Consider the following 13,130-nt stretch of genomic DNA (forward strand, 5'->3'; position numbering starts at 1 on the left):
CGGAGTCTCAATAGCCATCCATTGAACCTTTAGACTATGCCAACCTCTCTCTTCTTCGCGTTTCTGATGGGACAAACTCCGATGGAGCTCTTCACCCACGGTGGTCCGATTATGTGGCCCATTTTGATCGTCTCCTTTCTGGCGATCACCGTCGTCGTGGAACGCACGATTTTTCTTTTTCGCGAGAGCTCCAGCCGTGAGCCCGAGGTAGTCGAAAAGATGCTCGAATACGTCGAAACCCGTGACACCGCCAGCGCCGTGGCCCTCGGCGCCAAGAGCAGCGATTATGTCGCCCGCATCCTCGTTTACGCCCTCACGCACAAAGAGCACTCCCTGCCCAACGCCTTCATGCGCGCCGCCAACCGCGAGCTCGCCCGTTTTCAGCAAGGCATGGCGTGGCTCGACACGTGCATCACCGCCGCCCCGTTGCTCGGTTTGCTCGGCACCGTCACGGGCATGATGGCCACGTTCAGCGTTCTTAGCGGTGGTGGCGATCTCAGTGCCAGCACAGGCGCGATTACCGGCGGCGTCGGCGAAGCCCTTATCGCCACCGCCTGTGGTCTCGTTATCGCGATTCTCGGCCTGTTCCCTTACAACGTCCTCAGTGCACGCATCGAGGCCGCCAAGCACGATATCTCGGATGCATCCAACGCCCTCGAGGTCATCATCAAGAAGGCCGATGCGTGCAACGACTGCCCGGCCACCATCGCCTCAATCCGCGCGCCCGCCGCTCCTTCGCCCCGCGCATGAGCGGTATGCTCCCAGGACAGTTTGCCGCCGCGCCCAAGCGGGCTCGTATCGAGATCATTCCCCTCATCGACGTGATCTTCTTCCTGCTGGCTACGTTCGTCCTCTTCACGTTGTCGCTTGATAAGTCCGGTGGTCTGACGGTTGCCTTGCCCGCCACCGAGACCAGTCAGGCGCGCGTCTCGGAAGGCGCAGTCACGCTCACGTTGTCGGTCGACGGCACGATCGCCTGGGATAAGCAGCGCGTGACGCTCGACGACTTCATCGCCCGCCTGCAGGCCTACAAACAAACCACCCCCGAACCCCGCATTCTGATCAACGGTGATGAAAAGGCCTCGTTCTCCCAGGCGCGCTACGTGATCGACGAGGTCCGCAAGGCCGGCATCTCCAGAATTCTCATCGAAACCCGCATTCGTCCCGCCGGCTCTTAAGCGGCAGGCACCTCTTCACCATGTCTGGCTCATTTGGAGGACAATCTGCAGGCGGCGCCAAAAAAGCGCGCATCGAGATCATTCCGCTCATCGACGTGATCTTCTTCCTGCTGGCCACGTTCGTCCTCTTCACTCTCTCGCTGGATAAAATCCAATCCGTCCCCGTGGATCTTCCGCAAGCCACGCCCGCGGCCCGTCCGATCACTGAGGACGATCTGGTTGTTCTGCAAATCTCCGAGCCCGGCACCGCGTATTGGAACCGGGAACTCATTTCCTCGACCGAGATTCCGCGCCGCTTGCTCGACTACAAAGCAACCGTCCCCGCGCCGCGCGTCCTCGTTTCCGGTGACGACAAAGCCCGTTACGGCGATGCCGTTCTTGCACTCGACGAGGTTCGCAAGGCTGGCATCACCGTCTCCATCGAAACCGCCTTCCGCGCCACCGGCCGCTGAACCCCGCCATGAAACGCGATCTCATTATTGGCCTGATTGTGGCGCTGCTCATTCACGGTGGCCTCGCGCTCGGCGGCGATTTTTTGAAGGGCAAACCCGCGCCCGCTCCGGTAGACGATAGCATCCCCGTCGTCGAACTCGCGCCGCTGCCTCCGCTCGAGCCCGAGACCCTCGACATGCCCGAGCCGTCCAGCGAAGGCGGCGGTGATCTATCCGATTTGGTGCCGCCCATGCAGGCCGATACGCCCGCGCCCACCGCCTCTACGTTCACGCAGCAGATCCAGCCACCACCTCCACCCGGCATCAGCCGTCCCGCCACCATCACCTTGATGCACGGCCGCCCCGGCACCGGTATTGGCACCGGCACGGGCGACGGTTTCAAAAACATCTTCGATCTTGCCTCTCTGGATCAGCTTCCGGCTCCACGCACGCCCATCCGTCCGGTGTATCCACACGAGATGAGCCGGGCCGGCATCAACGGCGAAGTGTCCGTCGGCTTCATCGTCGACTCCGAGGGCAGCGTGCGAAACGCCTATGTGATCAGCTCCACCAATCGTGAGTTTGAGCCCGAGGCCTTGCGCGCCGTCAGCCGCGCCAAGTTCAAACCCGGTCGCAAAAACGGCACCAACGTCAGCACCCGCAACGTGCAACTCACGATCACCTTTAATATCTCGGGCAACTGATCATGGCCTCCCCTCGCTACACGCTCATCTTTGCCGCCTTGCTGGTGCTCGTCGCCCCGGCTTCGATGCGCGCACAGACGCCGGCCACACCCCAGATTTCCGAAGCCCTCTCCGCCGAGTTCGGCAAACTCCGCGAGCTCACCGAAGCGCAGTCGTATGCCACCGCGCTCGTCAGTATCGATCGACTGCTCGGCGTTGCCCCGGCCGACAGCTACGACCGCATTCTGCTCTCGCAGGTCAAAGCCCAGATCCTCCTCAGCCAGGGCAAATACGCGGACTCTATCAGCCCGTTTGAAGAGGTCCTCCGGCTCGCTGAACGCCCGGGCTATTTGAGCGCCGCCGCGCAGACCGACACACTGTTTCTCCTCGCCCAGCTCTACCAACAGCAAGCCTCCGAATCCAAGGATTTGGCCGTGCAGCGCAAGATGCTCGCCAGCGCCGCGACATACCTGAATCGCTGGCAGGCCCGCACCCCGAACCCCACGCCAGCCGGCCAGCTCTTCGCCGCCTCGCTCTATTACCAGCAGTCCACGCTCGTTCCTGAAAAGATCGATTCCACCCTGCTCGCCTCGTCTCGCGCTGCCGCCGAGGCCGGTCTCCCGCTCCAGCTCAAGCCGCCTGCGTCGCTTTACGTGCTCATTCTCGCTACGCTTCAACAAAGCGAAAAACACCTCGAGTCCACCGACATCCTCGAACTCCTCGTCGAACAAAACCCGGCGAACTCCAGCTACTGGCAGCAGCTTTCCGCGACCTATCTCGCCCTCGCCGGTGCCGCCAAAAACGAGCGCGAGGCCGACCGCTATAACCTCCGCGCGCTCCTCACCCTCGAACGCGCGCAAGCCCGCGGATTCCTCGTCTCGCCCAAGGAAAACTTCAACGTCGTCGCCCTCTATCTCGGCCTGCGCCAGTTTGATCCCGCCATCGCGTTGCTCGAAAAAGGCCTGTCCGACGGCACGCTGGAAAACACCCGCCGCAATTGGGAACTCCTCGCCAATTCCTATCAGCAATCCCAACGCGAAACCGAAGCCATCGCCGCACTCGAAAAAGCCGTCGTCCGCCTGCCTGAGGACGGACAGCTCGAGTTTTCCCTCGCCCAGCTTCTTTACGGTCGCACTCGCGTAGCCGACGCCCGCCGACACCTCGGATTCGCCGTCAAAAAAGGTCACTTGGACAAGCCCGGCCAGACGCGTCTCTTCCTGGCCTATACCGCGTTCGAACTCCAGGATTACGCCGATGCCGCGGCCAAAGCCGGTGAAGCGGCGAACTTCGATGACGTGAAAAAAGACGACCTAGTCCGTCTCAAAAAAGCCATCGACGACGCGCTGCGCACGCGTGTCTCCGCCACCTCGAAATCCTGATCCTTCTCTCCGCCCATGAACAAAATTTACTTCACCGCTCCGATTGTCGCGCTCGTCCTTTTTATCGGCGCCTACACGTGGTCGCGCAGCGGCTTCGCCGAACGCGATGAAGCCCGACGCATCGAGCTCAAAGCCGCGCATGAAGCCAAGGCCGCCACCGAGCGAGCCGCGCGTGAAAAGGCCATCGCCGAAGCGCTCGTCTTCAATGAACAACGCAAAAAAGAGCGTCTGGAGCGTGAAGCCCGTGAAGCCGCCGAACGCGAAGCCCGCGCAGTCGCACTCGAAGCGCGCGACCTCGCCTTCCGCGAGCAAGAACGTCTCACCCGCCAGATCCAGCGTCTCAAACGCGAACTCTCCACCGAACAGGAAGCCGTCAACCGCCTTCAGATCGACCGCGACGCCGCGCTCTCCGAGCAGACGTTTCTGAAGGCCTTCGTTCCCGAGTCCCGCGCCAATGCCGCCGCGCTCACCCGCGTCATCAATCAAATCGCCGCCGCTGAAGCCGCCCGCGTAAAAGCCGCCGCCGAGGCCGCTAAAGCCAAGTCCTGATCCACGCTTTGTTCTACTCCGGCTCCGAACTACTCGCTACCCGCTACTCACCACTCGCTACTTCGCCAGCCACGCCATGAACCGTCTTTACCTGATCGTCCCCGTCGTCCTCCTCGCCCTCTTCGGAGGCATCTATTGGCAGCACACCCAAGTCGACGCCCGCCGCTCCGCCGAAAAAGCCGCCGTCGCCGCCGAGGCTGAAAAAGTCGAAGCCGCCAAAAAAGCCGAAGCCGAACGCCTCGCCCGCATTGACGCCGAAAAACGCGCCGCCGAGCGCCGCGTTGAGGAAGAAAAGAAAGCCACCGAAAAGCTTGCCCGTTACGAAGAAGAAAGCCGCCGCATTGCCACCGACACCGCGCGCTACAACGCCAAGGTCGCCGAACTCATGAACGACTCCGTCGAGCTCGAGAAACAACTCGCCGACCTGCGTGCCCGCCGCACCGCATTGAACACTGAAAACTTCGCCCTCGCCAAAGACGTGGAGCTGGCCCGCATCGCCAAGCGCAACGCCGAGCTAGAAATCCAACGCCTCACCGAGATGGTTGCCCGCCAAGCCGGCAACACCACGTTGGCAAAGTGACTTAACCCAGCCGCGCACGCGCCCTTCTGTAGTCCGCCGCCCTAATCCGTCGGTAGTCTGTCCTCGGCCCTCTGCAATCCGTCGGTAGTCCGTCCTCCTCCGCGTCCTCTGGGCGAAAAACTCCGTTTGCTACGCGAACAGATTTTGTTTGCAGACCCAAAACGCGCCCGCTTGCCTTCGCGCTCCACTGGAAACAGCGGACGAAAATGAGTCGTCGGGACGTAGCTTAGCCTGGTAGAGCGCTACATTCGGGTTGTAGAGGTCGAGAGTTCGAATCTCTCCGTCCCGACCATTTTCTTTTCCTCAAGAGGAGACCAGAACGGACGAAACGAGACTGGCAGAGTCACTTGCTAGACTTTAAAGGGACGCACGAAAATGACACGCAGCGTCAAAGTGTTACCCTGTTTGCCCCTAAAAGCCGCCAGTTTGGTCGGATTCGGATGCATGCTAAAAATCATCGGCCCGGCCCCATGTGACCGCACCAAATACCTGTTCACAGCAGCCGGCCTGGGTGCTTTTTTTGCGCCTGCCCAAGAGCTTTCAGCTAGCCGCAAACGTCCTGTGACATCACAAATTTAAACCCATGAGCTCGATACGCAGCCTTCTGAACCTCTTCATTGTCCCCGTATCACTGTTCCTTTTCACGGGATGCGGTATCACAGGAGGGACCAGTGCGAAAAAAGTCGCACTCAACCCGGCAATCTCAGGCGCAACCCTGTCGCGTTCTGTGCAAATTGGCGCTGTTAGCGCCCGCGCCGGTGCCGGTGTAAACAAAGCGATCGGAGCTTACAACTTAGGCAAATTCGACGAATCGGATTTAATCACCCTGCGTGAAAGTGTGCGGCGAAGCATTCCCAGTGGAAATCCCGCCAGTGCATCCGTGCACATCATCGTTCAACATTTCGCACTTACCTTCACCAATAACGGAGGCGCCAACCTAGCCATCATCGATTGGTGCACGGCCGACGGTTCCCACATCCTCGCAAGCGAACGTTTTTACGCCGCCTATTATACCGGCAACAAGCTCATCGGCACCGAAACCCTCGGTATGGCCAAGAGTCGGCTGCTTCACGCTGCGGCGGCTCGCATCGCCGAGCGCTCCCTTGCCGCAGCGAACAATCTGCCTATGCCGCCCGGTCCACCGCTGACTTTCGACGATCCTGAACCTGCAAATGCGACCATGCCCAAAACCATGTCGGCGGCAGGAGCGCCAGGGTTGGCCGCTGTATTCGTCCAGCAAACTATGCTCGGTGGTCTCGATGATGCCGTGCGACTTTTACCCGATTCGCCTATCCCGCCGGTGGATTGGAGCAAGCAGCTGTAAAATCATTCCGTCGTAGCCCACTCGCGTCCTTAAGTCGGAAACTCGGCAATCCCACCGCCGGCCGATACCGACACCCAAAAACTCCAAGAACTCCGCCCCCAGCCCCAAGCCCCCGTCGAATAATTCTCCATCTGCGATCGCATTGTCGGCTTTGCCTACTCGATACCCGCTACTCACCACTCGCTACTTCTAATTCCCCCATGACCCTCACCTACGAAGCCACCCTGGCCGATTTCGCCGAACCGTCCGTCCGTCTTTTTCAGCGGGGGCCGGCTTATGCATCCAACCGGTGGAAGGGGGCCGTCGTGTGCGCTACGGTCTTTGCCGTATTTGCCTTCTTGGGTTTTAACTCAAAAGAGAACGTAAACATCGCCGTGATCTGCCTCGCCGCCAGCGCTTGGGGCGCAGGACTTTTCATGCTGACCTATAAAAGCACCGTGCGCGGGCGCGTCATAAAATACATCGCCACCCAGACCCCCGGTTCATGGCCGCGCACCACGGAAATTGAAATCGTCGACAACAAACTGAACAGCACCACCTCCGGCGCCACTCATTCATTCCAGCTCTCCGATCTCGGCGACGTCACCGAAGATTCCAAGCGACTCGAACTGTCTTTCGGCAACCGTGGATTATTCGTGATTCCATTGAGCGCCTTCGAATCAACCGAGGAGAAGGAGGCTTTTCTTAACGAGCTGCCGCGCCCGTCGGTGTCGTAATCACATCCGCTTCCCATGTCCCTCGACTCCATCACGGAACGCAAATTCACGCGCAACGTTCACTTTGGTGATGACTCGAAGGAGACCGCCTTGGCTCACACCTCATTCTACCAGGAGCAAATCGCCTATTACCTGGCGAATGTCTTCAACGGCAAAAACGGCTACACCCTATCCTGCGAACAGAAGCATGATACCGATCGTGAGTTCACGATCCGCAAGGGCAGCGCGATTCTCAGCGTGAGCGCGGTGTTCGGAATCAACACCTCCTACAAGGAGCATCCGCCTCGCAAGTTTTATACGTTCACGACCACTGCGGCCCGCCGCAACGAAACCTTGGACAACACCGACAAGGCCAACGACGTGATCGAGTGGACGCTTCGCGTGACCGGTGGGATCATCGTGGGAGGAGCCTTGGCCATCCTGCTCGTTTTGTTCGGCGGCCACTTGGGCTTTTATCTGGTCACCCTCGCCTTCGGCTTTGGCTCCGCGATCGGTGGTTTTATCGGCCACCTGATCTCGCGTAAAATCTACAGCACCGTTGAAACCCGCTTGGAGCAAAAAGGCGAGATCACCGAAATCGAGGAAGACTGGTCGTTGCTCACAGAAACGCTGGAAATGATCTTCACCGCGAAACCAGCCTCATAAGAACCCGAGCCCACCTACCGACTGAACAATCGGTATTGCACCCCGCGTTAATCACGCGACGCAGGAGTTGAGCCGATTATTTTTCCGCAGACTGCAGCGTGATCGCGCAAGACAAGGCCCAGCCACTCGTCGGATCAACGACGCCCAATGCCCCCCTGATCGGATACACTAAACGCGCGACTGCGGGATAACAGCTCACTTCAAGATTTCGGCCTTCGCGCCCGTGAGCCCAAGACCGATCGGACCACGTATCGGGACGCAGGCTCTTCCAAGCAAAAGAGCCCGACCGTTTATCGGCCGGCTCAATCGCTACCGAAAACCAAGGCGCAGATGAGCGCACCTCCGTGGTCGTGGTGATATCGAAAATTCGGTTCCGCTCCGAAACAATCAGACGGGCGATCTCACGTCCGTCGGTCCCGATGAGGCGTGCATCCTTTTCCACGGATGGACCACCCAAACCCAGGCGAATTACATCATTATTGATGACGGTATCGTTCAGCGGCTGACCGCTCGCCGCATCACGCCATACCGGCGGGCCGGCTATTAACGCCGATGGGCTCAAGCGTAAGCTCCATCCCATGCGCACGCGTGGTTCGCGAAACGATGCGGGCACCGCCGCCTCCATCTGCGCCCATGCTTGCTCACGCGCGGCGCGCAACGTCCGTCGGCTGCCTTGCACAGCCGGCCAGGTGGCGAGCACCACATCACGCACGCGGACCACCTTCCAATCGCCCAGTCTCATCGTCTCATGAAACGAGCCATCCGGGGCCTGATCGTTGATGCGTTGCCCGCGTGTAAGCAGCAAGGCCGCCGGCTCGACCGGTGTTTTCGCAGGCTCATCAAACGACTCATTCGCTAAGTTCACCACTCCCATGTTCGGCGTGCTGGTTTCATCCGAGAATTGGTCAGGCGCACCCTTATTCGATACGGGCGACTTAAGCTTGGCAGGGCGCGAGCGCTCGGAGTTGGTAGCGTATAACTGATTGGTCGCATCATCGGACGTCTGTGCTTCAACTGGCAGAAGCGCAGACGCAGAATTCGCAGTCAAATCCGACGCGGGTTGATCCGGAGCAACTCCGGCATTCGGCGTTGCGTTGCGCACCACTGGAGAAACCTGCGAATTAGCTTTGGGCTTTTTTAACGATGGTGATGGCGATGGAGGTGTCGCGGGTTTTGCCTGCAACCCTATCACTTCCTGAAAAGTCGGAGCAGGGAAAGGCGCAGCCCCAGCCAAGGCTGATGGAAAGGGAATGATCGGTGAACGGGTATCCGTGTTGCCGTGAAGAGTGGCGCTGGGCGGTTGCGCATGCTTGTTCGAAGCCGCGATGAGCGTCGCATCGGGCCTGTGTCGCGGCACATCCGTAGCCGCGCCAGGCGGGGGCGCTCCATGAGTTGCGGTCTCCCGTCCATCATCGCGGCCGGCCACCGGAATGGCTCGCTCGGGTGCGGAGCCGCCAACCGGGGCTGCACTATCTGCGGATAACTCACCGAACGCCGACTCACTTTGCGCCAAGGGTGCCGATGCAGAAGAAAACCCTGCTCCTGACACGACGCTCCCAGTGAAAGTGCGTGATAAACCCTTAAGGGATGCGGTTGGGTTTATCCTCGAGGCCACGGAGGGCGGCTGATCTTTCATGGCCGTCGCACGGATCGTGGCAACCGGACCATTTTCCTCCGCCACTTGGTCGCGATCCGGAACTATTGACGCGGTTTCCCTAGCTGAGGGCGGTTTTATGGTAGCCCGCGTATCATTATTTTCACTACGTAAAAAAAGCATCGCCGCGCCACCGATCAAAACTACACAAGTCACCATTAGCGCGACCCACCGTCGCCGGTGACGCAGCTTCGGTGGGTGCTCCAAGTATTTAACATCCTCCTTGGTAGCAGCGGCCGTTTCTTGAGGTTCAACTTCGTCGGCTGCACCGGCAGCACACACGGCTTTGGCTGGAATCGAAAAACCCCAGCTGCGAATCATCCAGCCGGATTCAGTCGAGACAGCATACACTGAAAGTTGCGCCTCCGAAGCACGAATCAAGGTCCGCACTGTTGATTCAATCACGGGATACAGTTCCATGGATGCGCCGGAGTCCGCTGCACGCCGATCCAACTCGGCGGCGAGATCTACCAAGGCATCCCCCAGCCGTTGGCGCAACGCGCAGAGATCCGCGTGACTGGGCGAAGACGGCGCACGATCAGCCCGCCACGCCCATGAAATGGAGTCGCCGCTGGCCCGCCGGTGAGGTTCCAGTAAGACCCAACGAAAACTCGGCCGTAACATCGGCCAGAACGCATGCACCGGCCGATCACCCACCCTTGCCGCCGCACTCACCATATCCTCGGCCGACCAGGATACGCGCCGGGAATTCACGGTTCCACTCCTTCACTGGAAAGCAACGTGCCCAGCGGCCACGTGTAGATGCGTCCGTTTTCAAAGATCAGCTCAACACCTTGATCATCCAGCGGCGCAGCCTCAGCCACGAGTGCACGCCGCACCCGATAAGCTCCTTCAACCAACTCCACGCGTCGCGTCGCCCGGGCTGAGACATCAATCCATGAAGGAACAGCCGCCTCACTTCCCGCTGCCGCCGGCGCGATGGATGTAAATGCGATGCGCCAATCATAGCCGGTATGATTCTCGACGATGATCACGGCCGGCCGGACAGCCGGATGCCGGGCATTCTTACGGTTCGAGCAGGCGACACCGCTCAGCACAAATCCAAAGAGGACGACACCGGCACACCACAAGCGCAGAGACGACCTATCCGGCAAACGCCAGCGGAGACTCGCAGCAGAAAATCGGTGAAAAATGAAATCGAACCGCGCAACCATGGCTGAAAAAAGCGTGTGATTAAACCCCTCATAACGACTCATCGCGGCCATCCCTTTAACGATTTGAACCGATTAAAATTGGGGTTGTGGCGTCGACACGGTGCATGGCGGCGCTTAAGCATTACGATCGCCTGATACGTTCACCCTCCGTCGATTGCCTCCGTAGTTAATCATGAATTTTCGCATTCCGATCGCTGATCGTGAACGGCCGGCGCTGGCCGGATTTGTAATCCTCTTTGCCGTCACGATCGTGTCGTGGGCGGTCCTGCATGACATCTATCTGATCGGCGTAGAGCCCAGGCATTTCACCGTCTATCACCGGCCGCTGCTACCGCTTTCAAATCCGATCTTGCTGGCGATGCAGTATGCCGTCGTGGCCACAGTGGGACCGGGCATGGTGTTTGGTGGGTTAAGTTTTTCCGCTAGCCGTCTGGGTGCTTTGCGCCCGCTCAGCCTGCGCTTTGCCTGGTTTTTATTTTTACCTTTCATCGCCGTGATCGAATGCAGTGCACTTATGATGGGTGCACTCGCGCGGAGTCGTCATGCCGGCGGCGGTTCACTGCCCTATCCCTCGGCATTTTATCCCGACACTACGGCGGGGATCGCCTATTCCCAATCAGTCAACATCAGCGCCTATGTCGGAGCGGTGAGCTTCGGTGGATTGTTTCTGATGACATTGCTGCTCGTCCGCCGGCAAAAACGCTAGCAAGTCCCGAGCATTCGAGGTTCGCTCTGCGGGTTTTCAGGTTTCAAGTTAGCGCTTTCGAATCTCAAATCCCAACCATGTCCAATCCCTCCTGTCCCGCTTGCACGCTTGAAGATGTCCTGAGCCATTCCGATCACTGGGAATGCTCCACGTGCGGCCACGAGTGGCCCAAGGACGAAGCCCCCGAGGCGGCTCGTGTCGTCAAGGACGCCCATGGCAACGTGCTGGCCGATGGCGATACGGTCGCGCTCATCAAAGACCTCAAACTCGGCAGCGGTTCACAGGTGCTCAAATCTGGCAGCAAGGCCAAAGGGATCCGGTTGGTGGACGGCGATCACGAGATCGACTGCAAGATCGAGGGCATGGCCATCGCCCTCAAAGCCTGCTTCGTGAAAAAGGTCTGAGCTTCGCCCGACGGCTCTCAGCGCCCCTGGTCACGGAGGTCGCCCACGGGTAACTGCACCCAGAAACAAGTGCCGGTGCCGGTAGGCGCAGAGGTGAAGCCGATCTTGCCATTCAAGCGTTCGGTAGCCCGCTGCACCATGGGAAGACCGATGCCCGTGCCTGAATATTCAGGATGAAACCGCTCAAATAAACCGAAGATGCGGTCCTTAGCTTCGTCCGGAATACCCAGGCCATTATCGGTAAAAAGAATGGTCGCCACGCCCTTCTTGATCTCTCCGGTGATCGTCACTTCCGGGCGCACACCGGCAGCCGTGAACTTGATACCGTTGCCGATCAAGTTCCGGAAAATAACCTGCAGCATCACGGCATCGCTGACGATCACAGGCAAAGGCTGAGGCGCTGAGATCGTCGCGTTGCGCAACGTGATATCCGCATCCATCAGCGTGATGGTGCTTCGTAATACCTCGTCGAGCGCAACAGGCTTGAGCTTCATAGCCTGCCGGCTGAGCACCGCATATTTGAGCAGATCGGAAATGAGCGTATCCATTTTTCCGACCGACTGCTGCATCTTGTCCAAGTAATCCAGCGCCTCCGGAGGCAGTTGCGCTGCGTAATCTTCACGCAAGATTCCGCTGAAGCCGGCGATACCTCGCAACGGGGCGCGCAAATCATGCGCCACCGAATAATTGAAGCGCTCCAGCTCCTGATTGAGCTGTTCGATTTCCAATCTGCGCTCTTCGCTCTTCCGCGCTGATTCGATCAATTTGAAAATCTTCGGAACGAGTGGAAACAAGACGATCGCCGTGGCGACTGATGCGGCGGCCGTGATCACCTTGACGTAACCCGACAGCCAATAAACCGGCTCCCAGATCACCCAGACCTCCATGAAATGCGTGAGCCCGCACGATACGATGAAGAGACCGAAAGCCAGAAACACCCAGTGAAATGGTATGCCCTTGCTGGCCTTGTAAACGAGGTAGGCGAGCGTGCTGGAGATGGAAACGTAGGCCAGGCCGATCAAGCAGTCCGACACCACGTGAAGCCACACCAACTTCGGATCGCGCAGGTAACAAAACTCATGAGGCATGCCGATGCGCGAAAATACCGAGATGCCCATCAACTCGAAGACCAAGGCGCCCAGCGCCACCGCACCTACAATACATAAACTCCATCTGAAAAACGGGAGAGCCAACCATCGACGGGGTGAGCGATGTTCAGACTGCGTTGTCATTATTATGCAGGATTTAGTTCAATAGTTTCGTTAAAGTTGCCCCACCACTCGTGCAAAGCTGCGACCATGGAACCGAGCCGGTCGGGTGCAGTGGGTTTCACAACATAAGAGTTGGCTCCCAGCGAATAGGCCCGGTCGATGTCCTGCTGCAGCGACGAGGATGAAAACACGACCACCGGCAGGCGGTAACCGAAGGGTAATTCCTTGCGCCAACTCAGGACGGCAAACCCGTCCTTGCGCGGCATTTTCAAATCCAGCAGCACGATTTTGGGCAACGGGTGTAAAACGCGATCGGTGTATGCACCGCGTCCTTGGACGTAGTCGATCAGTTCATCTCCCGAGGCGACGTGCACCATGCGGAAACACGAACCGGCCCGCCGAAGGGCACGCTCAAGAAAGAGCGCATCGTTCAAATCATCATCAGCGACCAACAATACGTCCGCGGCCATCACTGTTTGAACTCACGTCACGCGC

General features: G+C 59.0%; 16 protein-coding genes and 1 tRNA gene. 13 read left to right on the forward strand and 4 right to left on the reverse strand.

Translation table 11 applies throughout. The features are described from left to right. The first annotated feature begins 36 nt into the window (after positions 1-36). From FPL22_RS03250 to FPL22_RS03300, 11 genes are all read left to right on the forward strand, one after another. Positions 37-750 (forward strand): MotA/TolQ/ExbB proton channel family protein, encoded by a 714-nt coding sequence (locus tag FPL22_RS03250; RefSeq protein ID WP_144228677.1) that lies wholly within the window; start codon positions 37-39, stop codon positions 748-750. A 5-nt stretch (positions 751-755) separates the two neighbouring features. After that, entirely contained in the window at positions 756-1,178 is a 423-nt protein-coding gene (locus tag FPL22_RS03255) for an ExbD/TolR family protein (RefSeq protein ID WP_144230252.1), read from the forward strand. 20 nt (positions 1,179-1,198) lie between these two features. Continuing rightward, positions 1,199-1,630 carry an ExbD/TolR family protein gene (locus tag FPL22_RS03260; RefSeq protein WP_144228678.1) on the forward strand — a complete coding sequence of 144 codons (432 nt, stop codon included), beginning with the start codon at positions 1,199-1,201 and terminating at the stop codon, positions 1,628-1,630. 8 nt (positions 1,631-1,638) lie between these two features. Then, positions 1,639-2,313: an energy transducer TonB gene (locus tag FPL22_RS03265; RefSeq protein WP_144228679.1), complete on the forward strand. Its 675-nt coding sequence runs from the start codon at positions 1,639-1,641 to the stop codon at positions 2,311-2,313. Positions 2,314-2,315: 2 nt separating this feature from the next. Further along, entirely contained in the window at positions 2,316-3,671 is a 1,356-nt protein-coding gene (locus tag FPL22_RS03270) for a tetratricopeptide repeat protein (RefSeq protein WP_144228680.1), read from the forward strand. Between the two features lie 15 nt (positions 3,672-3,686). Then, positions 3,687-4,220, forward strand: coding sequence for a hypothetical protein (locus tag FPL22_RS03275; protein ID WP_144228681.1), 534 nt, complete (start codon positions 3,687-3,689; stop codon positions 4,218-4,220). A gap of 76 nt (positions 4,221-4,296) precedes the next feature. Then, the gene (locus FPL22_RS03280) at positions 4,297-4,800 is read left to right on the forward strand and encodes a hypothetical protein (protein ID WP_144228682.1); all 504 of its coding nucleotides are present in this window, start codon (positions 4,297-4,299) and stop codon (positions 4,798-4,800) included. A gap of 215 nt (positions 4,801-5,015) precedes the next feature. Beyond that, positions 5,016-5,092 (forward strand) — tRNA-Pro (locus FPL22_RS03285). Between the two features lie 291 nt (positions 5,093-5,383). After that, a complete protein-coding gene (locus FPL22_RS03290; protein WP_144228683.1) occupies positions 5,384-6,124 on the forward strand; it encodes a hypothetical protein in 741 nt (246 codons plus the stop codon). Between the two features lie 200 nt (positions 6,125-6,324). Next, complete coding sequence (locus tag FPL22_RS03295; RefSeq protein ID WP_144228684.1) at positions 6,325-6,840, forward strand: hypothetical protein; 516 nt, start codon at positions 6,325-6,327, stop codon at positions 6,838-6,840. Between the two features lie 15 nt (positions 6,841-6,855). Beyond that, the gene (locus tag FPL22_RS03300; protein WP_144228685.1) at positions 6,856-7,485 is read left to right on the forward strand and encodes a hypothetical protein; all 630 of its coding nucleotides are present in this window, start codon (positions 6,856-6,858) and stop codon (positions 7,483-7,485) included. A 76-nt stretch (positions 7,486-7,561) separates the two neighbouring features. Here the strand turns inward: FPL22_RS03300 and FPL22_RS03305 are convergent, their stop codons facing one another. Together FPL22_RS03305 and FPL22_RS03310 are read right to left on the reverse strand one after the other, a co-directional pair. Then, positions 7,562-9,559 (reverse strand): hypothetical protein, encoded by a 1,998-nt coding sequence (locus tag FPL22_RS03305; protein WP_144228686.1) that lies wholly within the window; start codon positions 9,557-9,559, stop codon positions 7,562-7,564. A 290-nt stretch (positions 9,560-9,849) separates the two neighbouring features. Beyond that, entirely contained in the window at positions 9,850-10,365 is a 516-nt protein-coding gene (locus FPL22_RS03310) for a hypothetical protein (RefSeq protein WP_144228687.1), read from the reverse strand. Positions 10,366-10,486: 121 nt separating this feature from the next. Between FPL22_RS03310 and FPL22_RS03315 the strand changes: the two genes are divergently transcribed. Further along, on the forward strand, positions 10,487-11,020 hold the full coding sequence (locus FPL22_RS03315) for a hypothetical protein (protein ID WP_144228688.1): 534 nt from the start codon (positions 10,487-10,489) through the stop codon (positions 11,018-11,020). Positions 11,021-11,097: 77 nt separating this feature from the next. Next, positions 11,098-11,424 carry a zinc ribbon domain-containing protein YjdM gene (locus FPL22_RS03320; RefSeq protein ID WP_144228689.1) on the forward strand — a complete coding sequence of 109 codons (327 nt, stop codon included), beginning with the start codon at positions 11,098-11,100 and terminating at the stop codon, positions 11,422-11,424. Between the two features lie 17 nt (positions 11,425-11,441). Here FPL22_RS03320 and FPL22_RS03325 read toward each other — a convergent pair whose 3' ends face one another. After that, positions 11,442-12,617, reverse strand: coding sequence for a sensor histidine kinase (locus tag FPL22_RS03325; RefSeq protein ID WP_162525171.1), 1,176 nt, complete (start codon positions 12,615-12,617; stop codon positions 11,442-11,444). Positions 12,618-12,658: 41 nt separating this feature from the next. After that, entirely contained in the window at positions 12,659-13,105 is a 447-nt protein-coding gene (locus FPL22_RS03330; protein ID WP_144228691.1) for a response regulator, read from the reverse strand. Between the last annotated feature and the right edge of the window lie 25 nt (positions 13,106-13,130).

Origin of the sequence: Rariglobus hedericola (assembly GCF_007559335.1) — a bacterium.
GTDB classification, from domain to species: Bacteria; Verrucomicrobiota; Verrucomicrobiia; order Opitutales; family Opitutaceae; genus Rariglobus; species Rariglobus hedericola.

Coding starts and splice junctions, on each gene's coding strand:
- FPL22_RS03275 (WP_144228681.1), top strand. CDS start 3,687: ATGAACAAAATTTACTTCACCGCTCCGATTGTCGCGCTCGTCCTTTTT.
- FPL22_RS03300 (WP_144228685.1), top strand. CDS start 6,856: ATGTCCCTCGACTCCATCACGGAACGCAAATTCACGCGCAACGTTCAC.
- FPL22_RS03305 (WP_144228686.1), bottom strand. CDS start 9,559: ATGGAACTGTATCCCGTGATTGAATCAACAGTGCGGACCTTGATTCGT.
- FPL22_RS03310 (WP_144228687.1), bottom strand. CDS start 10,365: ATGGCCGCGATGAGTCGTTATGAGGGGTTTAATCACACGCTTTTTTCA.
- FPL22_RS03265 (WP_144228679.1), top strand. CDS start 1,639: ATGAAACGCGATCTCATTATTGGCCTGATTGTGGCGCTGCTCATTCAC.
- FPL22_RS03250 (WP_144228677.1), top strand. CDS start 37: ATGCCAACCTCTCTCTTCTTCGCGTTTCTGATGGGACAAACTCCGATG.
- FPL22_RS03290 (WP_144228683.1), top strand. CDS start 5,384: ATGAGCTCGATACGCAGCCTTCTGAACCTCTTCATTGTCCCCGTATCA.
- FPL22_RS03320 (WP_144228689.1), top strand. CDS start 11,098: ATGTCCAATCCCTCCTGTCCCGCTTGCACGCTTGAAGATGTCCTGAGC.
- FPL22_RS03260 (WP_144228678.1), top strand. CDS start 1,199: ATGTCTGGCTCATTTGGAGGACAATCTGCAGGCGGCGCCAAAAAAGCG.
- FPL22_RS03255 (WP_144230252.1), top strand. CDS start 756: ATGCTCCCAGGACAGTTTGCCGCCGCGCCCAAGCGGGCTCGTATCGAG.
- FPL22_RS03270 (WP_144228680.1), top strand. CDS start 2,316: ATGGCCTCCCCTCGCTACACGCTCATCTTTGCCGCCTTGCTGGTGCTC.
- FPL22_RS03330 (WP_144228691.1), bottom strand. CDS start 13,105: ATGGCCGCGGACGTATTGTTGGTCGCTGATGATGATTTGAACGATGCG.
- FPL22_RS03315 (WP_144228688.1), top strand. CDS start 10,487: ATGAATTTTCGCATTCCGATCGCTGATCGTGAACGGCCGGCGCTGGCC.
- FPL22_RS03295 (WP_144228684.1), top strand. CDS start 6,325: ATGACCCTCACCTACGAAGCCACCCTGGCCGATTTCGCCGAACCGTCC.
- FPL22_RS03280 (WP_144228682.1), top strand. CDS start 4,297: ATGAACCGTCTTTACCTGATCGTCCCCGTCGTCCTCCTCGCCCTCTTC.